Consider the following 24954-nt stretch of genomic DNA (forward strand, 5'->3'; position numbering starts at 1 on the left):
GTCACTCCGTTGATTCCGTTTAGCCGCGCGCGGCAGCGATCTTGATCAGCTTGGCGTAGTAGAACCCGTCATGCCCGCCTTGCTGGGCCAGCAGTTGGCGACCATGGGGCTGTTTGATGCCGGCCGCAATGGCCAGGTCCAGCTCCCGGGCTCCGGGCGTGCGCTCGAGAAACGCAGCAATCACTTCAGTATTTTCGGTCGGCAGCGTCGAGCAAGTGGCGTACAGCAGGATGCCGCCGACTTCGAGGGTTTGCCACATCGCGTCGAGCAGTTCGCCTTGCAGTTGCGCGAGGGCGGCGATGTCGTCGGCTTGCCGCGTCAGCTTGATGTCCGGATGACGGCGGATCACCCCGGTGGCCGAGCACGGTGCGTCGAGCAGAATGCGCTGGAACGGTTTGCCATCCCACCATTTCGCCGTGTCGCGGCCATCGGCGGCGATCAGCTCAGCGCTGAGGCCGAGGCGTTCAAGGTTTTCCTTCACCCGCACCAGACGCTTGGCTTCCAGATCCACCGCCACCACGCCGGCCAGCGCCGGTTCGGCTTCGAGAATATGGCAAGTCTTGCCGCCGGGCGCGCAGCAGGCGTCGAGCACGCGTTGGCCCGGCGCCAGATCGAGCAGGTCGGCGGCCAGTTGCGCGGCTTCGTCCTGCACGCTGATCCAGCCCTCGGCGAAACCCGGCAGGCTGCGTACATCAGCGGCGGCTTCGAGGACGATGCCGTCGCGGCTGTATACGCAGGGCGTTGCGGCAATCCCGGCCTCAGTCAGTAGGCCAAGATAGGCATCGCGGCTGTGATGACGGCGGTTGACCCGCAGGATCATCGGCGGATGTGCGTTGTTTGCCGCGCAAATCGCTTCCCATTGCTCAGGCCAGAACGCCTTGAGGGATTTTTGCAGCCAGCGCGGGTGAGCTGTGCGCACCACCGGGTCGCGCTCCAGTTCGGCGAAAAACGTTTCGCTTTCGCGCTGGGCATTGCGCAGCACCGCGTTGAGCAGGCCTTTGGCCCAGGGCTTTTTCAGCTTGTCGGCGCAACCCACGGTTTCGCCGATGGCGGCATGGGCTGGCACGCGGGTGTAAAGCAGTTGGTAGAGACCGACCAGCAGCAACGCCTCGACATCGGCGTCGGCGGCCTTGAACGGTTTCTGCAACAGCTTCTCTGCCAATGCCGACAGGCGTGGCTGCCAGCGCGCGGTACCGAAGGCCAGATCCTGAGTGAAACCGCGATCGCGGTCCTCGACCTTGTCCAGTTGCGTGGGCAGCGAACTGTTCAGCGAAGCCTTGCCGCTGAGCACGGCGGCAAGTGCCTTGGCGGCGGCCAGACGCGGGTTCATTGTGCGTCCACCGCAGCACCGAGCACGGTGCCGACGGCGAATTTCTCGCGACGGCTGTTGAACAGGTCACTGAAATTCAGCGCTTTGCCGCCGGGCAGTTGCAGGCGGGTCAGGCAAAGGGCCTGTTCGCCGCAGGCAACGACCAGACCGTCCTTGCTGGCGCTGAGGATTTCACCCGGCGCGCCTTTGCCTTCGGCGAGATTCGCCGCCAGCACTTTCAGCGCTTCACCGTTGAGGGTGCTGTGGGTGATCGGCCATGGATTGAAGGCACGCACCAGACGTTCCAGTTCAACCGCCGGACGGCCCCAGTCGAGGCGTGCCTCATCCTTGTTCAGCTTGTGGGCATAGGTGGCGAGTTCGTCGTTCTGTACTTCGCCTTCCAGGGTGCCGGCAGCGAGACCGGCAATTGTCTGGATCACAGCGGGCGGGCCCATTTCGGCGAGGCGGTCATGCAAAGTGCCGCCGGTGTCTTCGGCGCTGATCGGCGTGACGACCTTGAGCAGCATCGGCCCGGTGTCGAGCCCGGCTTCCATGCGCATCACCGTCACGCCGCTTTCTGCATCACCGTGTTCCACGGCACGTTGAATCGGCGCCGCACCGCGCCAGCGTGGCAGCAGCGAGGCGTGGCTGTTGATGCAGCCCAGACGCGGAATATCCAGCACCGCTTGCGGCAGGATCAGGCCGTAAGCGACTACCACCATCAGGTCCGGCTTCAGCGCAGCCAGTTCAGCCTGAGCATCGGCATTGCGCAAGGTCGGCGGCTGCAACACCTGGATATGGTTTTCCAGGGCGAGCTGTTTGACCGGGCTCGGCATCAGTTTCTGCCCGCGACCGGCCGGACGATCCGGCTGGGTGTACACCGCAACGATCTCGTACGGGCTGTTCAGCAAGGCCTTGAGGTGTTCGGCGGCGAATTCCGGGGTGCCGGCAAAAACGATGCGCAATGGCTCAGTCATGAAGGGCGTCTCATAAAATGAAAAAAGGCTTGCCGCAGCAAGCCTTTGAAGAGGGGCATCAAGCGTTCTGGCGGTGCAGCTTTTCCAGCTTCTTCTTGATCCGGTCGCGTTTGAGCGTGGACAGGTAGTCGACGAACAATTTGCCGTTGAGGTGGTCGCATTCGTGCTGGATGCACACCGCGAGCAGACCTTCGGCGATCAGCTCATAGGGCTTGCCGTCGCGGTCCAGCGCCTTGATCCTGACCTTTTGCGGGCGATCGACGTTTTCGTAGAAACCGGGTACCGAGAGGCAGCCTTCCTGGTACTGGTCCATGTCCTCGGTCAACGGTTCGAACTCGGGGTTGATGAACACCCGTGGTTCGGTCCGGTCTTCGGAAAGGTCCATGACCACGATGCGTTTGTGCACGTTGACCTGGGTCGCGGCAAGGCCGATGCCCGGCGCTTCATACATTGTTTCAAACATGTCATCGACCAACTGACGCACTTCGTCGTCCACTACAGCCACAGGCTTGGCGATAGTGCGCAGACGCGGGTCCGGGAATTCGAGGATGTTTAAAATGGCCATAGGCTTTGATTGCTGCACACGTTGAGTAAAGTCGGGTCGATGGCCTGGCAGGTCCGAAGATGCAGGCTACCGTTGTGAAGCGTAGCTTGTGCAGTTTGCCCAAGCGAGCCACGGGGGCTCTGACGGTTCACGCGAACGCATATGATAAAGGGATTCACGGCATGAGGAAAACACTACTCGCCCTGCTGCTCCTGGCTTCGGCCGGCGCTGCGCAAGGGCAAGTGCAACTCAGGGATGGTTTTCCACAGCAATACACGGTGGTTTCAGGGGATACGCTCTGGGACATTTCCGGCAAATATCTGCGCGAGCCCTGGCAATGGCCGCAACTGTGGCGGGCCAACCCGCAGATCGATAACCCCAACCTGATCTATCCCGGCGACACGCTGACGCTCAGCTACGTCAACGGCCAGCCACAACTGAGCGTCAACCGCGGCGAGTCGCGCGGCACCATCAAGCTCTCGCCACGCATTCGCACCAGCCCGGTGGCCGAGGCGATTCCGAGCATTCCGCTGAAGTCCATCAACAGTTTTCTGTTGAGCAACCGCATCGTCGACAAGGCCGAAGATTTCGACAAGGCACCGTACATCGTCGCCGGCGATGCCGAGCGCGTGCTCAGTGGCACCGGTGACCGCATCTTTGCCCGTGGCCATTTCGACCCGGAACAACCGGTGTACGGCATCTTTCGTCAAGGCAAGGTCTACACCGACCCGCAGACCCAGGAGTTTCTCGGGATCAACGCCGACGACATCGGCGGCGGCGAAATCGTCGCCACCGAGGGTGACGTCGCTACCCTCGCGCTGCAACGCACCACCCAGGAAGTGCGCCTCGGCGACCGTTTGTTCAGCGGCGAAGAGCGCTCGATCAACTCGACTTTCATGCCCAGCGCCCCCGCCCGCGACATCAACGGGGTGATCATCGACGTACCGCGCGGCGTGACGCAGATCGGCGCGATGGACGTGGTCACGTTGAACAAGGGCAAACGCGACGGCCTCGCCGAGGGCAACGTGCTGGTGGTGATGAAAACCGGCGAAACCGTGCGCGACCGCATCACCGGCCAGCCGCTGAAAATTCCCGACGAACGCGCTGGGTTGCTGATGGTGTTCCGCACCTACGACAAACTCAGCTACGGCCTGGTACTCAACGCATCGCGCTCGCTGGCGGTGCTCGACAAGGTGCGTAATCCGTAAGCTTGCTCAACAAGTTACCAACAGAGTTATCCACAGCTTGTGCCGAAAGGTTCGGGCCTTATATCGATCAAGGATGATCCATGATGTCTTCTGTCTGTACACCGGTTTCCCCAGCGGAACTGGAAGCACGCTTGCGCCTGCACCGCTTGCCGGATATCGGCCCCAAGCGCTTCGCAAAATTGCTCGAAGCCTTCGGCTCAGCCTCCAAAGCCATCAGTGCGCCGGCCAGCGCCTGGCGTTCGCTGGGTTTGCCGGCGGCGTGCGCCGAGGCGCGGCGTTGCCCCACGGTTCGCGACGGCGCCAGCCATGCAATGCGCTGGCTAGAGCGGCCGGGCCAGCATTTGCTGATGTGGGACCAGGCCGACTATCCAGCGCTGCTGGCGCAGATCCCTGATCCGCCCCCGTTGTTGTTCGTGGCCGGTGATGCGCTGATTCTGGAAAAACCACAACTGGCGATGGTCGGTAGCCGCCGCGCTTCCCGACCGGGCATGGACACCGCCGCGGCGTTTTCGCGCAGCCTCGCCGGGGCCGGTTTTGTCATCACCAGCGGGCTGGCACTGGGCATCGATGCGGCTGCCCACCAGGCGGCGCTGGACGTTGGCGGGCTGACCGTCGGGGTACTCGGGACCGGCCTGGAAAACTTTTATCCACAGCGCAATCAGCAGCTGGCCGAGGCGATGATGGCGTCCGGCAGCGCCGTGCTTTCCGAGTTTCCGCTGGACGCCGGGCCGACCCCGAGCAACTTTCCGCGGCGCAACCGGATCATCAGCGGTTTGTCGCTGGGCGTGCTGGTGGTCGAAGCCAGCGTCGCCAGTGGCTCGCTGATCACCGCTCGCCTGGCGGCGGAACAGGGGCGCGAGGTTTATGCGATTCCCGGGTCGATTCACCATCCGGGTGCTCGCGGCTGTCATCAGTTGATCCGCGATGGCGCGGTGCTGGTCGAAACCATCGAACACATCCTCGAGGCCCTGCGGGGCTGGCAGCATGTGTCGCCGTCCACTGATTCAGCGAACGCCGACCATCCTTTGCTCGCCCTGCTCCACGCCGCCCCGCACACCAGCGAAGCGCTGGCCGGCAGCAGCGGCTGGGCCTTGCCCAAAGTACTGGCGGCGCTGACCGAACTGGAAATGGACGGCCGTGCGGTGTGCGAAAACGGTCGTTGGCTGGCCAGGACACGCTAGGTTTTACCAACAAGATCGGTAAACTGCGCGAAACCTGATTGCGGAGATTTTTTCATGGTCAACAGTTGGCGTGTGCAACAAGCCGCGCGAGAGATTCGCGCCGGGGCGGTGATTGCCTATCCAACCGAAGCCGTCTGGGGGCTGGGCTGCGACCCATGGAACGAAGAGGCGGTCGACCGGCTGCTGGCGATCAAGAATCGCTCGGTGGTCAAGGGGCTGATTCTGGTCGCCGACAACATTCGCCAGTTCGACTTCCTCTTCGAAGATTTCCCGCAGGAATGGATCGACCGCATGGCCAGCACCTGGCCGGGGCCGAACACCTGGCTGGTGCCGCACCAGGGCTTGCTGCCCGAATGGGTGACAGGCATCCACGACACCGTGGCGCTGCGGGTCAGTGATCATCCGCAAGTGCGCGACCTGTGTTCACTGGTCGGGCCGCTGATTTCCACGTCGGCCAACCCGCAGGGTCGCCCGGCCGCACGCACGCGGTTACGGGTTGAGCAGTATTTCCGTGGGCAGATCGACCTGGTGCTCGGCGGGCAACTGGGTGGACGCAAGAACCCCAGCGTGATCCGCGACCTGGCGAGCGGCAAGGTCATTCGTCCCGACTGATCCGCCTCCAAACATCAAAAAATGTACGTACTCCTCGGCGTGATGACGAGGAGTACTACGCATGCCTGCGATTAGTCCTGCAACGGGGCTGCTCATCGTGTCGGAAAAGTCGCCAACTACCCGGATTGATTGACTTTTCCCACCTGATTATCAGACCGCCTGGCGTGGCGGAATCGCCAAAAGCAACCATCCTTTCCCTGCACTCGAAACACTTCGATAAGTAAAGGACGCGGAGAAAGAATGGACACTACGGATTTACAACTCACGGATTACCTGCAAACGCTTCAAGCGACGTTAAAGAGTCATCACGAAGGTTGCCGTATCGTGACGCTTGAAGCGGGATCGGATACACAGGATTTCGATCGGTTCATCGATCGGCAATTTCGGCTGCGGCTGCAGCATTACATGCTGTCCTCACGTGCGCGGCTGCTCGAAACGCAGCTGGCGATCAAGTCGCGCAGTACGCACTTTCTGCTGTACCGGCACGATCAACTGCTGGCGGTATTGCGTGCCACTCCGGCACCGTTCGAATGGGCGTCGCTGGCGCAACAACATGTGTCGCCCACGGTGGCGCTGTCACGGCATGTCGAATTCAGCCGTTTGATCTCGTACACGACCCATCAACTGCCCATCGCGGTCAACGGTCTGTTGGCCGCCGCTGCCGAGTGGGCGATCAGGAATGGCTACCAGGGTGTCACCGCACTGTGCCGGTCGCAACAGCTGCGTTTTTACCAACGCTTCGGCCTGATGCCGATCGCTTCCAATGCCTTGCACATCGACCATCGCGCACGCGGCGATTACTGGGTGTTGTCAGCCGAGTGGCGGCAGATCCTCGCGGCGGTGCAACAGCCGGATCAGGCTATGGTCAGCCATGTGGTGCAGAAGCCGATGGCGTGTCATCCGCCAGGTTTCTGAAGAGGTTCGCACGTCTCGCCAGCCATGGCGCCAAGCCCTGGCTGGCGAGACGCCGATGGGTTTGTCAGGGCAGCAGGACGGTGGAGCCGGTGGTGCGCCGCGCCGACAGTTCGGTTTGCGCTTTCGCCGCCTCGGCCAGTGGATAACGCTGGCTGACGTCTACCTTCAGTTTGCCGCTGCTGATCATCTCGAACAGCTCGTCGGCCATGCGCTGCAGGTTTTCGGCGTTGTTGGCGTAGGTCGCCAGGGTCGGCCGGGTGACATACAGCGAGCCTTTGGCAGAAAGAATGCCCAGGTTCACCCCGTCCACCGCGCCGGAAGCGTTACCGAAACTGACCACCAGGCCCCGTGGCGCAGCGCTGTCGAGGGACGTTAGCCATGTGTCCTTGCCGACACCGTCATAAACCACCGGGACTTTTTTGCCGTCGGTCAATTCCAGCACGCGCTGGGCAACGTTCTCGTGGCTGTAATCGATCGTTGCCCAGGCGCCATTGGCTTTGGCCAGTTCGGCTTTTTCTTTGGAGCTGACCGTACCGATCAGCTTCACGCCAAGCGCTTTGGCCCACTGGCAGGCCAGCGAGCCGACGCCACCGGCCGCAGCGTGAAACAGAATGGTTTCGCCACCCTTGAGTTCATAGGTCTGGCGCAGCAGATACTGCACGGTCAAGCCTTTGAGCATGACGCCGGCAGCCGTTTCGAAGCTGATGTCCTCTGGCAGGTGCACCAGATTGTCCTGGGGCAGCACGTGCAACTCGCTGTAGGCGCCGAGCGGGCCGGTGCCGTAGGCCACGCGATCGCCGACCTTGAAGCGGGTGACGTCGCTGCCCACTGCATCAACGATGCCCGCACCTTCAGCGCCCAGTCCGGACGGCAACGCCGGCGGCGGATACAGGCCGCTGCGGAAATAGGTATCGATGAAGTTCAGGCCGATGGCCTTGTTCGCCACCCGTACCTGATTCGGGCCGGGTGCGGCGGGTTCGTAATCTATATATTCGAGCACTTCGGGACCGCCGTGGGCGCGGAACTGGATACGCTTTGCCATCTGCCTGCTCTCCTTGGGGCTTTTTGTAAGCCCCCTATCCAACTCCCATGCTTGATCTTCGTCAACTGCGGCGCGCCGTTCTGCGATGGTATGCTACGCGCCCATTTGCGCCGCCCCGCCTGCCGGGGGCGCCGCCCGATTCAAGGTGAAGCCATGACGACCCGCACCGACGCCGTAAAGGCCTATCTGCTCGACCTGCAAGACCGCATCTGCGCCGCTCTGGAAACCGAAGACGGCGGCACGCGCTTCGTCGAAGACGCCTGGACCCGGCCCGCCGGCGGTGGCGGTCGTACCCGGGTGCTGGAGAACGGCGCCCTGGTCGAAAAGGGCGGGGTCAATTTTTCCCATGTCTTTGGCAGCGGTTTGCCACCCTCGGCCAGTGCTCACCGGCCGGAACTGGCCGGCCGCGGTTTTGAAGCCCTCGGCGTATCGCTGGTGATCCACCCGCACAACCCGCACGTACCGACCTCCCACGCCAACGTGCGGTTTTTTATCGCCGAGAAAGAAGGCGAAGAGCCGGTCTGGTGGTTCGGCGGCGGTTTTGACCTGACCCCGTATTACGGCAACGAAGCAGATTGCATTCATTGGCATCGCGTTGCCGAACAGGCGTGTGCGCCGTTCGGTGCTGACGTGTACCCGCGTTACAAGGCCTGGTGTGACACCTACTTTCATATCAAGCATCGTCATGAGCCGCGCGGCATTGGCGGGCTGTTTTTCGATGACCTGAACGAATGGGACTTCGACACCAGCTTCGCCTTCATGCGCGCAATCGGCGACGCCTATATCGAGGCGTATCTGCCGATCGTGCAGCGCCGCAAGAATGATCCGTTCACCGCCCAGCAGCGTGAGTTCCAGGAATTCCGTCGTGGCCGCTACGTCGAGTTCAATCTGGTGTACGACCGCGGCACGCTGTTCGGTCTGCAATCGGGTGGGCGTACCGAATCGATTCTGATGTCCCTGCCGCCCCAAGTGCGCTGGGCTTACGACTGGAAGGCCGAGCCTGGCAGCGAAGAAGCGCGCCTGACCGAGTACTTCCTGCAAGACCGCGACTGGCTCGCCGAAGCCTGAGGACCTTTGATGGATCGTTACGTCGTTTTCGGCAACCCGATCGGCCACAGCAAGTCGCCGATGATTCACCAGCTGTTCGCGCAGCAGACCGGCGAGCAGCTTGAATACCGCACCTTGCTGGCCCCACTCGATGACTTTGTCGGCTGCGCCATGGCGTTTTTTCAAGAAGGCCGCGGCGCCAACATCACTGTGCCATTCAAGGAAGACGCCTATCGCCTGGCCGATAGCCTGACCGCCCGAGCGCAACGCGCCGGTGCGGTGAATACCTTGAGCAAACTGGCCGATGGCACGCTGCTCGGTGACAACACCGATGGTGCCGGGCTGGTGCGCGATCTGACGGTGAATGCCGGCTTCAGCCTGGCGGGCAAACGCATCTTGCTGCTGGGTGCCGGTGGCGCAGTGCGCGGTGCGCTGGAGCCGCTGCTGGCGGAGAAGCCGGCGTCGCTGATCATTGCCAATCGCACCGTGGACAAGGCCGAGGTGCTGGCCGAATCGTTTGGCGATCTGGGCCCGGTGTCGGCCAGCGGTTTCGACTGGTTGCGCGAGTCGGTCGACGTGATCATCAACGCCACCTCGGCCAGCCTCACCGGTGACGTGCCGCCGATTGCCGCGAGCCTCATCGAACCGGGCAAGACCCTGTGCTACGACATGATGTACGGCAAGGAGCCCACCGCATTCTGCCGTTGGGCGAGTGAACATGGCGCCGCGCTGTCGATGGATGGTCTGGCAATGCTGGCAGAGCAGGCCGCCGAGGCGTTTTACCTGTGGCGCGGTGTGCGCCCGGACACGGCGCCGGTGCTGGCCGAACTGCGCCGCCAGCTCGCACAATGACCTTTGTAGGAGTGAGCCTGCTCGCGATAGCGGAGTATCAGTCAATACATGGGTGTCTGAAAAATCGCTATCGCGAGCAGGCTCACTCCTACAGGGGGACGCGGTGTTTGTTTGATCAGTCTTCAAAGCGGATCGGGCATTGCTCCGGCCCTTCAAGCTTCCTCAATTCCTCCACCACCTGCGGCCGCGCGCCACGCAAGGTCAGGCTGCGGTTCTGGCGCAGCAGGCGTCGCGCCTCCTGGTGCAGCATTTCCACCCCCGAATAGTCGATGAAGTTGATCTGCTGCGCTTCGATTACTACCCGTTCGCCGTGCATGCGTTGCAGGCGCACTTGCAGGTAATGGCTCGCGCCGAAAAAGATCGACCCGCCCACCCGCAGCACATCGTCTTCGCCGTCGCGCCAGTGTTGCACCCGCGGTTGCGAGGTGCGCTTGAGGTAGAAGAACAGCGAAGCCAGCACGCCGGCATAAATGGCGGTCTGCAATTCCAGCAGCAACGTGGCGAGGCAGGTCAGGGCCATGACGACGAATTCGGCGCGGCTGACCCGCAGCAATGCCCGAATGGCGCGATGGTCAATCAGGCCCCAGGCAATCAGCAGAATGCTCCCGGCCATCGCCGGGATCGGAATGTGCGCGATCAGCCCGGCGCCAAAGATCGCGAATAATGCCACCCACAGTGCCGAAAACACCCCGGCCAGCGGCGAGCAGGCGCCCGCCTCATAACTCAGGCCTGAGCGGGTAAACGAGCCGGCGGACAGCGAGCCAGAAAAAAACGCGCCGACGATATTCGACAAGCCCTGTGCACGGACTTCCCGGTTAGCATCGAGCAACTGTTGCGACCGCGCGGAAATCGAGCGCGCGATCGACAGGCTGGTGACCAGGCCAAGCATGCCGACTGCCACGGCGCTGGGTAGCAGACGCAAAATCAGATCGAGGTCCAGTGGCAAGGCACTGAACGGCGGCAAACGCCCGACGAAGGCGCTGACCAGATGCACATGGCCGAACATCGCCGGCCACAGCCAGACCAGCACACTGGCCATTACGAGGGTGATCAGCAGCGTCGGCCAGCGCGGCAGCCAGCGTTTGAGCACGATGCCGACCAGCACCGTGGCCACGCCCAGTAGCAGCGAAGGTTTATCCACAGCCCGCAGATGCTCAAGCAGATCCATCAGGCTTGCCAGCGCTGTGGTATTGGCGGGCAATTCCAGCCCCAGCAGGTTCGGCAACTGGCCGATAGCAATCACTACCGCCGCGCCGAGGGTGAAACCCAGCACGACTGAATGCGAAACGAAATTCACCAGCGCGCCGAAGCGCAACAGACCGAGCAGCCACTGGAAGATTCCGGCGAGCAAGGTCAGCAGCAGAATCAGCGTAATGTAGTCCTGCGATGCCGGCACGGCCAAGGGACTGACGCTGGCAAACAGCACAATCGAAATCGCTGCAGTCGGGCCGCAGATCAGATGCCAGGACGAACCCCACAGACAGGCAATCAGCACCGGGACAATCGCTGCATACAAACCGTACTCCGGCGGCAGGCCGGCGATCAGTGCGTAGGCAATTGACTGGGGTAACGCCAGAATCGCCCCGCTGAGCCCGACGATCAGATCCCGTCCGACGCTGGCGCGGGTTTGCCGTGGCAGCCAGGTCAGGAAAGGGAAGAGAGAGTGGCGGCTGGGGAAGGCCATGGGTCCTCGCGGTTGGGGTTTTGTTCAAGGTTATCAGGGTGTCCGGGAGAAGGCCCTCACCCTAGCCCTCTCCCAAAGGGAGAGGGGACTGACCGAGGTGTTTGGACTGGCTACATCGACCTGAGGAATCAGCGTCGAACTCATGTCTCGAATCAAACAACGATAGGCTCCCTTTCCCCCTCGCCCCCCTGGGGAGAGGGCTGGGCGGGCGGCGTTCCGATGAGGGGGCAAAGATCTCGAGCTGATCACTGATCCAGCAACCCCTCGATCAAAGCTTCGCCTTCACCGCCGCCAACGCATCCTTGCCATCTGCGGTTTTCACCCCGTCCAGCCATTTGTCCAGCACCGCCGGGTTGGCCTTGATCCACGCCTTCGCCGCCTCGGCATTGCTGATCTTCTTGTTCACCACCTCGGCCATGATGCTGTTTTCCATGTCTTGAGTGAACGCCAGGTTGGTCAGCAACTTGCCCACATTCGGGCAGGCTTCGGCGTAACCTTTGCGCGTCAGCGTGTAAACACTGCCGGTGCTTCCAAAGTACTTTTCGCCGCCCTTCAGGTAATGCATTTTCAGTTGCACGTTCATCGGGTGTGGGGTCCAGCCGAGGAAGGTGACGAACTTCTGCTTCTTCACCGCGCGCGAGACTTCTGCGAGCATCGCCTGTTCGCTGGACTCGATCAGCTTCCACTGGCCCATGTCGAAGTCATTTTTCTTGATGATTTCCTGCAGCGAAATATTTGCCGGCGCACCGGAGCCGATGCCGTAGATCTTGCGGTCGAACTTGTCGGCGTGTTTGTTCAGGTCGGCAAAATCATGCACACCGGCATCCCACACGTAATCCGGCACGGCGAGGGTGAACTCGGTGCCTTCGAGGTTCTTCGCCAGTTGCGTGACATCACCGGTGGCGACGAATTTGTCGTAGAAGCCCTGCTGAGCCGGCATCCAGTTGCCCATGAACACATCGACCTGGCCGTCCTTCAGACCGCCGAAGGTGATTGGCACGGCGAGGGTGTCGACCTTGGCCTTGTAACCCATGCCGTCGAGCAGAAACCCGGTGATAGCGTTGGTCGCCGCGATGTCGCTCCAGCCCGGATCGGCCATTTTCACCGTGTCGCAGCTTTGCTCGGCAAACGCCGAGGCGCTGCTCAATGCGATCAGGCCAACCGTCACAACTGTGGATAACTTGCCCATGGACTTCCCCTTACATTATTGGTTTTGGCAGGGTTGTGGATAACGTGCTTTGCGTTCCAGATCATCGAGGTCGATGTGGTTGCGCATGTACTGCTGACTGGCGTCCACCAGCGGCTGGTGATCCCAGCTCTTCAGCTTGCCGAGGGTCAGGGCTTGTGCGACGAAACGGCGGCGGCGCTGACTGGCGAGCACTTGGCCGTGGATTGTCGAAATGTCCCATTTGGCCCGCGCTTCGGCGAGAAAGTCTTCGAACAGTTGGCGATGTGCCGGCGACTGGCTGAGTTCTTCCAGTTCGCGCGGATCGTTGTCTACGTCGAAGAGTAGGCAAGGGTCGCTTTCGCTGTAGATGAATTTGTAGGCGCCGCGACGGATCATCATCAACGGGCTGACGGTGCCTTCGGCCATGTATTCGCCGAACACTTCATCGTGACCGCCCTGCCCTTGCAGGTGTGAAACCAGCGAGCGGCCATCCAGCGGCAGGCCCGGTTCGAGTGTGCCGCCGGCCAGTTCGACAAACGTCGGCAGCAGGTCGGCGGTCGACACCGCGGCGCTGACCCGGCCGGGATCGAACAACCCCGGTGCGCTGATCAGCAGCGGCACACGGGCAGCCATCTCGTACCAGTGCATTTTGTACCAGAGGCCTTTCTCGCCAAGCATGTCGCCATGGTCGCCGGAGAACACCACGATGGTGTCATCCAGCAAACCGGTATCTTCGAGGGTTTGCAGCAGTTTGCCGACGTTGGCGTCGATATAGCTGCACGCACCGAAGTACGCGCGGCGCGCGTCGCGAATCTTGTCCACAGGCAAGGGTTTGTCCCAAAGGTCGTAAACCTTAAGCAGGCGTTGCGAATGTGGATCGAGTTCGTGCTGGTCCGGCGTCGCTGGCAGCGGGATATCGGCATCGTCGTACAAATCCCAGTAAGCCTTGGGAATGGTGTACGGGTCGTGGGGGTGGGTCATCGAAACGGTCAGGCAGAACGGCTGTTCGCCGTCCTCGCGAATGTGATCGAACAGATATTGCTGAGCCTTGAACACCACTTCCTCATCGAAATCGAGCTGGTTGGTGCGCACGCAGGGCCCGGCCTGCAGGACCGACGACATATTGTGATACCAGGTCGGCCGTACATCCGGCTCGTCCCAGTTCACGGCCCAACCGTAATCGGCCGGGTAAATATCGCTGGTCAGGCGTTCTTCATAGCCGTGCAATTGATCCGGGCCGCAGAAATGCATCTTGCCCGACAGAGCGGTGCGATAGCCGAGGCGGCGCAGGTAGTGGGCGTAGGTCGGGATGTCAGCGGGGAAATCAGCAGCGTTGTCGTAAGCGCCGATCTTGCTCGGCAACTGGCCGCTGACCAAGGTGAAGCGCGACGGTGCACACAATGGACTGTTGCAGTAAGCGGCATCGAACACCACGCCTTGTTCGGCGAGGCGCGACAGATTCGGCAGTTTGATCGGCGACGGGCCGTAGAACGGCAATATTGGCGCGGCCATTTGATCGGCCATGATGAAAAGAATGTTCTTGCGCTTCATGTGATCGCGGCATTCCATAGTGAATATTTATGCGACATTGCTGCAATCGAGCATGGAGTCCATGCTCTGTTCGGTAAAGCCTGCGCCAGACAATGACTAGGATAAGCACAGCTTATGTATGAAGCTCTCGGGGACTTGTCGCTTGACCTGTTGCGCGCCTTCGAGGCGGCTGCTCGACATCGCAGTTTCACCGCCGCGGCGGTCGAGCTCGGCACCACGCAACCGGCAATCAGTCAGCAGATCAAAAGGTTGGAGGAACAGCTCGGCACACGCTTGTTTGATCGCATCTATCGCGGCATCGAGCTGACGGAGGTCGGCGTGATCCTGTTCGAGCAGGTCAGCCTTGGCTTGCAAAACATCGATGCCGGGTTGAGCGCGATCAGCACGCAGCAGCAACACGAGGTGCTGCAAGTCGCCACGGACTTCGCCTTCGCCGCGTATTGGCTGATGCCACGCCTGCATCGTTTCCACGAAGCCAACCCGCAGATCGATGTCAGCCTGGTGACCAGCGAGCGCAACCACAACATGCTGCGCACCGACATTGACGTGGCGGTTCTGTTTGGTGACGGGCGTTTCAAGCAGGGCGAAAGCCATTGGCTGTTCAGCGAAGAAGTGTTTCCGGTGTGCAGCCCGCTGTTGCTCAAGGGGCGCCCGCTACCGTTGCCCGCGCCGGCATTGCTGGAGTTTCCGCTGCTGCACTTGCGTGGCGAGAACAGCAGCAACTGGTTTGACTGGAGTGGCCTGTTTCGCGAGCTGGGCCTGGCCACCGCGCCGGCGCCGGGACAATTGCGTTTCGACAATTACACGCTGCTGATTCAGGCAGCGATCGGTGGCCAAGGCGTGGCGATCGGCTGGCGCCACCTTGTGGATAACTTGCTGACGCAAGGTTTGCTGTGTCGCCCGCTCGCCGAAACCACCCTGTCACGCCTTGGTTATTACGTGGTGCTGCCGCCACGCAAACGCCGAGGTGCGTTGATTCAGTTATTTGTCGATTGGCTGATGGCTGAGCAGGCCAGCAGCGCTGCGTCGTTCAACGGACTGGCACTGCCTTCGATTGCCATCTGAAGCGCTAGTCCGACGCGGCGACAAAATTCACATGCTCGCGGATATGCAGATTCAGCCTTAACTCGTCGGCAATCCCCACCGCCACGCGATTCAAGCGCTCCAGCGGCTCGGCCAGGCCCGGCTCGAGATTGCCGCCAACCTGACTGAAATGCTCAATGGTCAGCCCCGCTACCCCGTGGGGCGCGTTGACCAGTGTCCAATGCAGCGAACTGCTTTGCAGCGCCTCGCGAATTTCTTCCGCAGCGTGGCGTTGCAGGCGATCGTCGACGTCTGCCTCGTCGAGCACGGCAAAGTCACCCACCAGAAACAACCGCTCAACACTGGCCAGTTGCAAGCCATCGATCAGCGCATCCACCGCCAGCACTTGCTCGACCGGGCCGAGTACCACCGAGCGCTCGACGTGATCGCTGCTGAACGGCAACCCCGGCGCATCCAGTAGACAGATGACTGCGGTGCTGCCGGCCACGCTCTGGTTGACCCGCTCCGGGTCGAACAGATCACCGGTTTTGGTGCGCAAACCCGGACGTGGCGCCAGTGCGGTGAGATCGTCGAGAATGGCAATGACTTCGTGCTGGCGCCGCAGCAGTTCAGCCATCAGCGCGCTGCCCAGGCTACTCATGGCACCATAGAGCACCACTTTTACCGCCGGGGTTTCGGCATTCTTCATGGCTGTTTTCCTTGTTCTGGGCCCATATGGCCTGTGACGGTGGAAAACGCCGAGGGTTCGAACCGATCAGAGGATTTGCGATGCACGCGATCAAGGGTTATCACGCCCACGTCTATTTCGACGCCGATACCATCGACCAGGCGCGCGCCTTGTGCGAAGAAGCCGCGCAGACGTTTGCCTTGAAAATGGGCCGCGTCCACGAGCGCCCGGTGGGCCCGCACCCGGACTGGAGCTGCCAGTTGGCCTTCGGCCCGGAATTGCTCGGCGATGTCCTGCCGTGGCTGGCGCTCAACCGCCACGGCCTGGTGGTGTTTCTGCACCCCGATACCGGCAATGATTTGCTCGACCACAGCGACCATGCGATCTGGATGGGCGCGATGCGGGCGTTGGATTTGTCGGTTTTTTGAACAGCACCGATTGCAGCTAAAACATCAGCGGATGTGTCGGCAGTGGCAGTCGCTGCTGTGCGAGGGACGGCGCTTCAAATGCCCTTCCCCCGTGTTTATTGGCTCAGAGTCCACTTCAGCGGGCGAATGACCGTTCATTCATAGCTTTGCCCAGCGAAAGGTAGCTGAAAGCTTCCCCGATTAGGATCGCCCCACTCCCGGCAACAGACCGGTTGGCCAACGCCTGCGATGACCCGCTCGCCCCGGCCCATTTAACAACAACAATTGGTGATTCTGATGTCCTCTGCAACCCGCCTCTTCGCTGTCACTCCGCCCGTACGTTTCGCGTTTGCCGTTCTGCGCTGATCGCGCCTGATCCGCTCACCCAACTCGCCGCGCTACGCCTGGAGTATTTCCCATGCTGACTTTCCTTGGCTTCGCCATGGTCATCACGTTCATGTTCCTGATCATGACCAAGCGCCTGTCTGCGCTGATCGCGCTGATCATCATCCCGATCCTGTTCGCCCTGTTCGGCGGTTTTGCGCCGAAGATCGGCCCGATGATGCTCGAAGGCATCACCAAGCTGGCGCCGACCGGCGTGATGCTGATGTTTGCCATTCTGTATTTCGCCCTGATGATCGACTCCGGCCTGTTCGACCCGGCCGTGCGCAAGATCCTCAAACTGGTCAAGGGCGACCCGCTGAAAGTTTCGGTCGGCACCGCCGTACTGGCGCTCGTCGTTTCCCTCGATGGTGACGGCGCGACCACTTATATGATCTGCGTGGCCGCCATGCTGCCGCTGTACAGCCGCATCGGCATGAGCCCGCGGATCATGGCCGGTCTGATCATTCTCGCCGGTGGCGTGATGAACATGACCCCATGGGGCGGCCCGACTGCCCGCGCCGCGAGTGCGCTGCATGTCGATCCGTCGGATATTTTCGTGCCGATGATTCCGGCGATGGCTGCCGGTGTAGTGGCGATCCTGCTGATTGCCTATTTTTACGGCAAGCGTGAGCGTGCGCGCCTTGGTGAGCTGCATCTGGTTGGCGACGAGATCGATCACAGCGAAATCAGCGTCTCGCAATTCCCCGATGCGCGCCGGCCGAAACTGATCTGGTTCAACGCCGCGCTGACTTTCGGCCTGATGTGCACGCTGATCGGCGGCCTGCTGCCGTTGCCGGTGCTGTTCATGGTGGCGTTCAGTATCGCGATGATCGTCAACTACCCGTGCCTGCAGATGCAGAAGGATCGCGTCGCCGCGCATTCAGGCAGCGTGCTGGCAGTGGTCGGGCTGATCTTTGCGGCCGGTATCTTCACCGGTATCCTGTCCGGCACTGGCATGGTCGATGCGATGTCGAAGAGCCTGTTGGCGGTGATTCCGGAGTTCCTCGGCCCTTACCTGGCGGTGATCACGGCGCTGGTGAGCATGCCGTTCACCTTCTTCATGTCCAACGACGCGTTCTACTATGGCGTGTTGCCGGTGTTGGCCGACGCGGCCAGTCACTATGGAATCACTGCAGTGGAAATGGCCCGTGCCTCGATCGTCGGCCAGCCCGTCCACTTGCTGAGCCCGTTGGTACCGTCGACCTATCTGTTGGTGGCGCTGGCTGGTATCGATTTCGGTGATCACCAGCGTTTCACCTTGAAATGGGCGATCCTGGTGTGTATCTGCATTCTGATTGCTGCGCTGCTGTTGGGGACTTTCCCGGTGTTCAGCACTCTATAAGCCCAAGACTCACCGATTCGGGTCCTGGCTTCGCGGTTTGAAGCCCGGACCTTTTTCGGTTTAACAATTGCTCAAAGGAATACACATGGAATGGCTGACCAACCCCGAAATCTGGGTTGCCTTCTTCACCCTGACCGCCCTGGAAATCGTCCTCGGCATCGATAACATCATCATGATCTCGATTCTGGTCAGCCGCATGCCCAAGCACATGCAGCAGCGTACCCGAATCTTCGGTCTGGCTCTGGCGATGATCACGCGGATCCTGTTGCTGCTGTCGATCACCTGGGTCATGCGCCTCACCGCCGATCTGTTCGAAGTATTCGGCCAGGGCATTTCCGGCCGCGACCTGATCCTGTTCTTCGGTGGCCTGTTCCTGTTGTGGAAAAGCTCCCAGGAGATGTACCACGCGCTGGAAGGCGAAGAAGACAGCGACGACGCGCCTTCGGGCAAGGGCGGCAATTTCCTCTACACCATCATCCAGATCGCGATCATCGACATCGTCTTCTCGCTGGATTCGGTGATCACCGCCGTCGGCATGGTTTCCCATGTACCGGTCATGGTCGCGGCGATCATCGTGGCGGTGCTGGTGATGATGCTGGCCTCGGGCAAGATCAGCGAATTCATCGACAAGCACCCGTCGCTGAAAATGCTCGCGCTGTCGTTCCTGCTGGTGGTCGGTACCGTGCTGATCGCTGAGTCGTTCGACGTGCATGTACCGAAAGGCTACGTCTACTTCGCCATGGCGTTCTCGCTGGCGGTCGAAGCGATCAACATCAAGATGCGCGGCGCGATCGCCCGCAAGAAGAAGCAGCAGGACCCGGTGAAACTGCGCTAGAACACTGCATAGCTTCACGCCTTGTAGGAGTGAGCCTGCTCGCGATGGCGGTCCGTCAGTCAACAACGATGTTGAGGCTGACGACCCTATCGCGAGCAGGCTCACTCCTACATTTGTTTCTGGGTTCAGCCATTCGATTGTGGTGCTCCCACGTTTGTCCTGTGCAGCCAGGAACGCCGTTGCTACCGGGCACAACGGTTGACGCTCAAGGCTCTGGCCGTTAGCTTCCCCCGCTCGCCTCTACGACATACAAGGAACGTTCATGTCTGGAAAACCCGCCGCGCGCGTCACGGACCCGACCACTTGCCCGATTCCCGGTCACGGCACCAACCCGATTGCCAGCGGTTCGGGCGACGTCTTTTTCAACGGCCTCGCCGCTGCCCGCCTCGGCGACAAGTGCACCTGCGGACAAGCGCTCAGCGGCGCCTTTTCGTCGACAGTGTTCATCAACGGCAAGAACGCCATGACCCTCGACAGCACCGCCAGCCATGGCGGCGTCGTGGTGGGTGGCTCCGGTAACGTGATCATCGGCAGCTCGCACACCCCTGCGCCGTTCGTGCCGCCGTTGCCGATCATCGGTCAGCCCCTGGTCGAATTCAAAGCCGTCAGCGCTGGTAACGGCGAACCCATCGCCGAACAAGGCTACGAAATCGAAACCGCCGAAGGCCGCATCGTCAAAGGCCTGACCAATGCGCAGGGCATGACCCAGAGCGTCGCGACCCTGCAGCCCGATCTCGCCGTTGTACGCTGGATCGCCTGACCTTCAAGGACGAAACGATGACCGCACAATGCATCGCGCCAGACGACCTGGACATGAAAAAACTCTGGGACAGCACCTGCGAGCTGCCCACCTGCAAACGCGAGACCAGCATCACCGGCCCCAACCCGAAAACCCGCGTCGAAGTCCCGCTGCTGACCTGCAATTGCCTGTGGCGGCGCTTCCAGAAAGAAGCCGAAGAATGGGTCGCCCCCGGCGGCGTCCTCATCGCCGACCCGCAGGCACGCAACCGCAAGATCAACGCCGCGTATGCGCAGTTGTGGCTGGCGGATAACCGCTTTCAGTGGGCAGGGTTGGCGGCGTTTGCTTCGAAGCAGGTGGGGTGTGGATTGATTCACGCCACCAAACTGCAAACCGCCATTGCTGCGCAGAAAGCTGCGCAGGAGAAGGTCCGAACCGCGCCATCGGAAACCCTGTTCGAAGGCTTTGGGTTCAAGTTCAGCAGGACCAATCCCGAGGCGGAACAGGAGCTGGAAAAGGCTCGGGCGGCCAATCCGATGCCGACCGAAGACATCACCTTCGGCGATAACCCACGTTCAGTGGTTCAGCAGCAGCTGGACTATGTGTACGAGATGTTGGCGCTGGGTAATACGTCGCTGTTTCTGGACGTTTATCCGTTGCACCGGTTTTTTATGGTGCGGGGGTACAAGGAAATGGAGAAGTGTTTGAGAAGCCGGCGTGGCATTGAGAAGGATGTAATGTGGCCGATAGCGAATAAGGTGCAGTTTGGGATTGATGCGGGTGAGATTTACCGAACCTTTGAAGCGATTGATGCCGGTGAAATTGCCGAAAGCGTTCAACAGATGGCACGACACGAACAGTTGAATATCTTGCAGCCCGCAATGTATGAGGACACGCAATTTGCGACACTGATGCGCGGTACTCATGCGGGCAACTACGTATCCGTGGTGACTGGCATGTTCTCTGGTGCAGCAGAGGAAATTCAACTAACGCTTGCTAGTCAGTGCAAGGCTCCCGATAACAGACAAGTTTCATTTTCCAAGAATCCTATCGCTAATCTCGCGGACAGGGATCAGCGAATGGAGTTCGTGTTACGAGCTGCTGGCCAATTTGATGCTTTGCTCAAGAACCCAGCGACTCGTGCTCAACTGAAACAGTCAATTACGGATATTGCTAACGGGGGCGGAATAAAGTGACGATTATTTCGCGTCGACTGGCATTTGCCGGGACTGGGATAGCGCTCGTTATGGCGGTTGTTGTCGCCTACTCCATGTCCGGTGTCGACAGGATCTATGCTCATATTGGGAAGCCATACGCCGAAGTCGTCAAAGACTCCAGTTTCCCTGTTGAACGAAAAACAGCCATATATCCAAGTGACCCTCCCAAGGTCGACTCGACTTGGATAAGCAGCCCGGTCGTGATTACTTTTGATGATCCCGAGCATGGCTTTACCTTGCCCAAAACAATTTACGGCGCGGTGGGCTATACCAAGGGAAAAGTAGACGGCATAACGACGTCGCCAATGGTTGAATCGCTTCCCTTTGATAAGACAATTGCGCTCTTGGCCGAGCTGCAAACGATGTTCAGGAACGCCAACTGGACTCCTGAACCCGTTGAGGGAAATGATTGGATCAAAGTGCAGAGTGATGATGAAAGGCGACAGCTACAAGCGAAGCTTTTTGATCAGGCGGATGGGGTCATTCTTCTGGTTCCACACAAATACAGCCTGCTGATGCACATCAAGTGCTATGCGCGATGTGATGAGCGGAATGTGAAGACGGCCAGGTATTTAATCGACGTTGGCCTGAGCAGGGACCACTTCAGCGATTGATCCTGCAAAACCACAATCCTGTAGGAGTGAGCCTGCTCGCGATAGCGGTCTGTCAGTCAACGATGATGTTGAAGCTGATGGCCCTATCGCGAGCAGGCTCACTCCTACATTTGTTTGTGCTGGATTCAGAAGGTACCGACAAACCCGTTTCTCATGACACTTTTGTTTCAATCCACGCTTTAGCTGTGCAATGCTGGCGCCGAGACCGTTCGCCAACTACAGCTTAAGTATCAAGAACGTAGAAACCGCGCGGTGCCGTCCACTTGCCCCTCTGGGGCGCTGCTATCAGAGGGGGTCTGCATGCTCACCCTGCTCAATCTTCTTTCTGCCGTGGCCCTGCTGATCTGGGGCACGCACATCGTCCGAACCGGCATTCTGCGGGTGTACGGAACCAACCTGCGGCATGTGATCGGCCAGAACATGTCGAAGAAATGGCTGGCGTTCGTCGCCGGTATTCTGGTCACGGCGATGGTGCAGAGCAGCAACGCCACGGCGATGCTGGTGACTTCGTTTGTCGGTCAGGGCCTGATGGCGCTGACGCCGGCGCTGGCGACCATGCTGGGGGCCGATGTCGGTACGGCGTTGATGGCGCGGGTGCTGACGTTTGACCTGTCGTGGCTGTCGCCGTTGCTGATTTTCCTCGGGGTGATTTTCTTCCTGTCGCGCAAACAGACGCGGCTCGGGCAGATGGGCCGGGTGTCGATCGGTCTGGGGCTGATCATTCTCGCGCTGCAACTGATTGTCGAAGCGGCGGCACCGATCACACAGGCCCAAGGGGTAAAGGTAATTTTCGCTTCGCTGACCGGCGACATTTTGCTCGACGCCTTGGTCGGCGCATTGTTTGCGATGATTTCCTACTCCAGCCTCGCCGCCGTGCTGCTTACCGCCACCCTCGCCGGGGCCAGTGTGATCAGCCTGCCGGTGGCGATCGGTCTGGTGATCGGCGCCAACATCGGCAGCGGCATCCTCGCGTTCATGAGCACCAGCATGCAGAACGCTGCTGGCCGACAAGTGGCGCTGGGCAGCCTGTTGTACAAACTGATCGGCCTGCTGCTGATCATTCCGGTACTCGATCCGCTGGTGCATTGGATCGACAGCCTCGATTTCAGCCCGCAGGAAATGGTCATCGGCTTCCACCTGCTCTACAACACCGCGCGCTGCCTGATTCTGTTGCCGAGCGTCGGGCCGATGGCGCGGCTGTGTGCCTGGCTGCTGCCGGAGCGGCCGGAAGTCAACGGCACCGCCAAACCGCGACACCTCGACCCGACGGCGCTGGTCACGCCGAGCCTGGCGCTGGCCAATGCCGCGCGAGAAACCCTGCGCATCGGCGACCTGCTCGACAACATGCTTGATGCTACCCTCGATGTGTTGCGCGGCAAGCAAACGGCGGTGACCCAGGAAATGCGCCGGTTCGCCGATGACATCGAGTCGCTGTACAGCGCCATCAAGTTGTATCTGGCGCAAATGCCCCGCGAGGACCTTGGCGAGCGCGACAGTCGACGTTGGGCCGAGATCATCGAACTGGCGATCAACCTCAAGCTTGCTGCCGACCTGATCGAACGCATGCTGCGCAAGATCCAGCAGCAGAAAACCTCGCAGCGCCGCTCGTTCTCCGAAGAAGGCCTGGAGGATCTGGCCGGGTTGCACCAGCAATTGATCGCCAACCTGCGCCTGGGGCTATCGGTGTTTCTCAGCGGCGATCGCGAAAGCGCCCGCCAGTTGTTGCGCGAGAAACGCCGCTTTCGCGCACAGGAGCGGCGTCTGGCTCATGCGCATGTCAGCCGTTTGCAACGCAAGATCGTGCAGAGTATCGAAACCAGTTCGCTGCACCTTGAGCTGATCGCCGACATGAAGCGCTTGAACTCGCTGTTTTGCGGGAGCGCCTATGTGGTGCTGGAAACGGCGGATACCGGGGCTTTGGCGGTGGACGATATGACTGACATTACGCATTCGCCTTGAACGACTGGGGCTGGGGTCAGTCAGTTACAGTGGTTCAGCCTTCGCACCGCTATCGCCAGCAGGCTGGCTCCCACAGGTAAATGCAATTCAAATGTGGGAGCCAGCCTGCTGGCGATAGCGGTCTGTCTGACGACACGGATCTCCACATCAGCCGTATGGAAGCCTGTTATGCGTTGCCTGTTGTTCGTCTGTCTGTTGCTCGGTTCCCTGCCCGCCCTTGCCCTGGATCGGTTTCAGGTCGAAGGCTATGCGCTGCCCAACGGTTTGCAGTTGCTGCTCAAACCCGGCTCCGAGCGTGGTCATGTGGCGATCCGGCTGGTGGTCGGCGTCGGTCTCGATGATTTCGATTGTGACGAAAAAGAGCTGCCGCACTTGCTTGAGCATCTGCTGTTCAGCGGCATCGACGCCACCGGCGAAGGCGGACTGGAAGAACGCATGCAGGCGCTGGGCGGTGACTGGAATGCGTTCACCAGCAATGCCGACACCACGTTCGTCATCGAAGCGCCGGCGAAAAACCAGCGCAAGGTACTCGACCTGTTGCTCGATCTGCTGACCCAGACGCGCATCGACGACAACGCGATCAACGCCGCCAAGCGCGTGGTTGAACGCGAGGACGGTGGCCATTACACCAAACTGCGGCGGTTTCTCGATCGCCAGGATCTGGGGCACTCCGCCAGCAATCAACTGGCTGTCGAGCTGGGTCTGAAATGCCCGCAACGCGCCGAGGTCGAGCACCTGACCCAGGCGCAACTGGAGCAGGTCCGCAAAGCCTGGTATGCGCCAAACAACATGACACTGATCGTCGTCGGCGAACTCGACAAGCTGTTGCCGGCCTATCTCGAGCGCACCTGGGGCGCGCTCGAAGCGGTCGACCCGAGCGAGCATCGGCCACTGCCGGACATTCGCGCCAGCGCCGCCCATGAGCGCACCCTCACCCGCGGTTTTATCGGCGACAACGCCAAGCTGCACTGGCTGGTGCCGGAGCCGGTGCTCGACGATCAGTACGACCAGACCTTCGACATCCTCAAGGATTACCTCGACTGGGCGCTGTACCGGCAGATCCGCCTCAATCACGGTTTGTCCTACGGGCCGTGGGCCGAGCGCGAAGTGTTCGGCGGCGTCGGTTTCATGAGTCTCAACGCCGATCTGGATCGCGACGACGTCGACGAAGCAATTCAGGTGCTCGAAGACCTCAAGGCCGATCTGCTGAAGAACGGCCTCGACCCTAAGACCTTCGCCCGCATCAAACAGGCCTCCATCGCCCATCAGGCCTGGGCCGTGCAGGGCAACAGCGCGTTGGCCGACTATTACTGGAGCGCCCTGGCCGATTACCAGGACGGCCGCTTCGCCAATCCTGCCCGCGAACTGCAAGGCGTGACGCTGGAAGCGGCGAACAAGGCCATGCGCGAGTTGTTGTTGCAGCCGGGCTATTTGCGCATCGAGAAACCGTTGATCGGTGACGATCAGGTGCTGTGGATAAGTGCCGGTGGGTTGGGTGTGTTGCTGCTGATCGTGATTGGCTGGCGTGTGAGTAACCGCCGAAAAACCGCCGAACACTAATCCCCCCTGTAGGAGTGAGCCTGCTCGCGATAGCGGAATTACATTCAACATTGATGTTGGCTGATATGGCTATCGCGAGCAGGCTCACTCCTACAG

23 protein-coding genes are annotated in these 24954 nt (G+C 60.7%); 15 read left to right on the forward strand and 8 right to left on the reverse strand.

Translation table 11 applies throughout. From position 1 onward, the window contains the following. Window positions 1-19: 19 nt before the first annotated feature. The 3 genes from rsmB to def are packed head-to-tail and all read right to left on the reverse strand — an operon-like array spanning window position 20 to window position 2851. On the reverse strand, window positions 20-1330 hold the full coding sequence (rsmB, locus tag ACYYKW_RS04230; protein ID WP_464989486.1) for a 16S rRNA (cytosine(967)-C(5))-methyltransferase RsmB: 1311 nt from the start codon (window positions 1328-1330) through the stop codon (window positions 20-22). Continuing rightward, window positions 1327-2286: a methionyl-tRNA formyltransferase gene (fmt, locus tag ACYYKW_RS04235; RefSeq protein WP_464989487.1), complete on the reverse strand. Its 960-nt coding sequence runs from the start codon at window positions 2284-2286 to the stop codon at window positions 1327-1329. The genes rsmB and fmt overlap by 4 nt, the downstream gene beginning before the upstream one ends. A gap of 58 nt (window positions 2287-2344) precedes the next feature. Continuing rightward, the gene (def, locus tag ACYYKW_RS04240; RefSeq protein WP_090287876.1) at window positions 2345-2851 is read right to left on the reverse strand and encodes a peptide deformylase; all 507 of its coding nucleotides are present in this window, start codon (window positions 2849-2851) and stop codon (window positions 2345-2347) included. 161 nt (window positions 2852-3012) lie between these two features. Between def and ACYYKW_RS04245 the strand changes: the two genes are divergently transcribed. From ACYYKW_RS04245 to ACYYKW_RS04260, 4 genes are all read left to right on the forward strand, one after another. Continuing rightward, complete coding sequence (locus ACYYKW_RS04245) at window positions 3013-4038, forward strand: LysM peptidoglycan-binding domain-containing protein (protein WP_464989488.1); 1026 nt, start codon at window positions 3013-3015, stop codon at window positions 4036-4038. A gap of 80 nt (window positions 4039-4118) precedes the next feature. After that, window positions 4119-5219 carry a DNA-processing protein DprA gene (gene dprA, locus ACYYKW_RS04250; RefSeq protein ID WP_464989489.1) on the forward strand — a complete coding sequence of 367 codons (1101 nt, stop codon included), beginning with the start codon at window positions 4119-4121 and terminating at the stop codon, window positions 5217-5219. 54 nt (window positions 5220-5273) lie between these two features. Then, complete coding sequence (gene tsaC / locus ACYYKW_RS04255; RefSeq protein ID WP_090287880.1) at window positions 5274-5831, forward strand: L-threonylcarbamoyladenylate synthase type 1 TsaC; 558 nt, start codon at window positions 5274-5276, stop codon at window positions 5829-5831. A 240-nt stretch (window positions 5832-6071) separates the two neighbouring features. After that, on the forward strand, window positions 6072-6746 hold the full coding sequence (locus ACYYKW_RS04260) for a hypothetical protein (protein WP_464989490.1): 675 nt from the start codon (window positions 6072-6074) through the stop codon (window positions 6744-6746). Window positions 6747-6810: 64 nt separating this feature from the next. On the opposite strand, the gene ACYYKW_RS04265 is transcribed toward ACYYKW_RS04260, so the two are convergent. Next, window positions 6811-7788 carry an NADPH:quinone reductase gene (locus ACYYKW_RS04265; RefSeq protein ID WP_093096410.1) on the reverse strand — a complete coding sequence of 326 codons (978 nt, stop codon included), beginning with the start codon at window positions 7786-7788 and terminating at the stop codon, window positions 6811-6813. Between the two features lie 153 nt (window positions 7789-7941). On the opposite strand from ACYYKW_RS04265, the gene hemF reads away from it, so the two are divergent. After that, a complete protein-coding gene (gene hemF / locus ACYYKW_RS04270) occupies window positions 7942-8856 on the forward strand; it encodes an oxygen-dependent coproporphyrinogen oxidase (protein WP_090287884.1) in 915 nt (304 codons plus the stop codon). 9 nt (window positions 8857-8865) lie between these two features. Continuing rightward, window positions 8866-9687 (forward strand): shikimate dehydrogenase, encoded by an 822-nt coding sequence (gene aroE / locus ACYYKW_RS04275; protein ID WP_464989491.1) that lies wholly within the window; start codon window positions 8866-8868, stop codon window positions 9685-9687. A gap of 115 nt (window positions 9688-9802) precedes the next feature. On the opposite strand, the gene ACYYKW_RS04280 is transcribed toward aroE, so the two are convergent. The 3 genes from ACYYKW_RS04280 to betC form a co-directional block, all read right to left on the reverse strand. Next, complete coding sequence (locus ACYYKW_RS04280) at window positions 9803-11371, reverse strand: SulP family inorganic anion transporter (RefSeq protein ID WP_464989492.1); 1569 nt, start codon at window positions 11369-11371, stop codon at window positions 9803-9805. 268 nt (window positions 11372-11639) lie between these two features. Continuing rightward, entirely contained in the window at window positions 11640-12560 is a 921-nt protein-coding gene (gene choX / locus ACYYKW_RS04285; RefSeq protein WP_090287891.1) for a choline ABC transporter substrate-binding protein, read from the reverse strand. Window positions 12561-12575: 15 nt separating this feature from the next. After that, a complete protein-coding gene (betC, locus tag ACYYKW_RS04290) occupies window positions 12576-14090 on the reverse strand; it encodes a choline-sulfatase (protein ID WP_464989493.1) in 1515 nt (504 codons plus the stop codon). A 114-nt stretch (window positions 14091-14204) separates the two neighbouring features. Here betC and ACYYKW_RS04295 point away from each other — a divergent pair, with 114 nt between their 5' ends. Beyond that, window positions 14205-15155, forward strand: coding sequence for a choline sulfate utilization transcriptional regulator (locus tag ACYYKW_RS04295; RefSeq protein ID WP_090287895.1), 951 nt, complete (start codon window positions 14205-14207; stop codon window positions 15153-15155). A gap of 4 nt (window positions 15156-15159) precedes the next feature. Here ACYYKW_RS04295 and ACYYKW_RS04300 read toward each other — a convergent pair whose 3' ends face one another. After that, complete coding sequence (locus ACYYKW_RS04300; RefSeq protein ID WP_093096382.1) at window positions 15160-15822, reverse strand: NAD(P)-dependent oxidoreductase; 663 nt, start codon at window positions 15820-15822, stop codon at window positions 15160-15162. Between the two features lie 80 nt (window positions 15823-15902). On the opposite strand from ACYYKW_RS04300, the gene ACYYKW_RS04305 reads away from it, so the two are divergent. The 8 genes from ACYYKW_RS04305 (at window position 15903) to ACYYKW_RS04340 (ending at window position 24858) form a co-directional block, all read left to right on the forward strand. Beyond that, a complete protein-coding gene (locus ACYYKW_RS04305) occupies window positions 15903-16229 on the forward strand; it encodes a DOPA 4,5-dioxygenase family protein (protein WP_464989494.1) in 327 nt (108 codons plus the stop codon). Window positions 16230-16626: 397 nt separating this feature from the next. Continuing rightward, window positions 16627-17934 (forward strand): CitMHS family transporter, encoded by a 1308-nt coding sequence (locus ACYYKW_RS04310; protein ID WP_093096375.1) that lies wholly within the window; start codon window positions 16627-16629, stop codon window positions 17932-17934. A gap of 85 nt (window positions 17935-18019) precedes the next feature. Next, entirely contained in the window at window positions 18020-18769 is a 750-nt protein-coding gene (locus ACYYKW_RS04315; RefSeq protein WP_090287902.1) for a TerC family protein, read from the forward strand. A 262-nt stretch (window positions 18770-19031) separates the two neighbouring features. Continuing rightward, window positions 19032-19529, forward strand: coding sequence for a PAAR domain-containing protein (locus ACYYKW_RS04320; RefSeq protein WP_093096372.1), 498 nt, complete (start codon window positions 19032-19034; stop codon window positions 19527-19529). Window positions 19530-19546: 17 nt separating this feature from the next. Further along, window positions 19547-20704, forward strand: a complete 1158-nt coding sequence (locus ACYYKW_RS04325) for a DUF2515 family protein (protein WP_464989495.1) — start codon at window positions 19547-19549, stop codon at window positions 20702-20704. After that, window positions 20701-21339 carry a hypothetical protein gene (locus tag ACYYKW_RS04330; RefSeq protein WP_239007536.1) on the forward strand — a complete coding sequence of 213 codons (639 nt, stop codon included), beginning with the start codon at window positions 20701-20703 and terminating at the stop codon, window positions 21337-21339. The genes ACYYKW_RS04325 and ACYYKW_RS04330 overlap by 4 nt, the downstream gene beginning before the upstream one ends. A 300-nt stretch (window positions 21340-21639) precedes the next feature. After that, on the forward strand, window positions 21640-23298 hold the full coding sequence (locus tag ACYYKW_RS04335; protein ID WP_464989496.1) for a Na/Pi cotransporter family protein: 1659 nt from the start codon (window positions 21640-21642) through the stop codon (window positions 23296-23298). Between the two features lie 168 nt (window positions 23299-23466). Further along, window positions 23467-24858 (forward strand): M16 family metallopeptidase, encoded by a 1392-nt coding sequence (locus tag ACYYKW_RS04340; protein WP_464989497.1) that lies wholly within the window; start codon window positions 23467-23469, stop codon window positions 24856-24858. The last annotated feature ends 96 nt before the right edge of the window (window positions 24859-24954 follow it).

Source organism: Pseudomonas sp. 15C, from assembly GCF_055484735.1.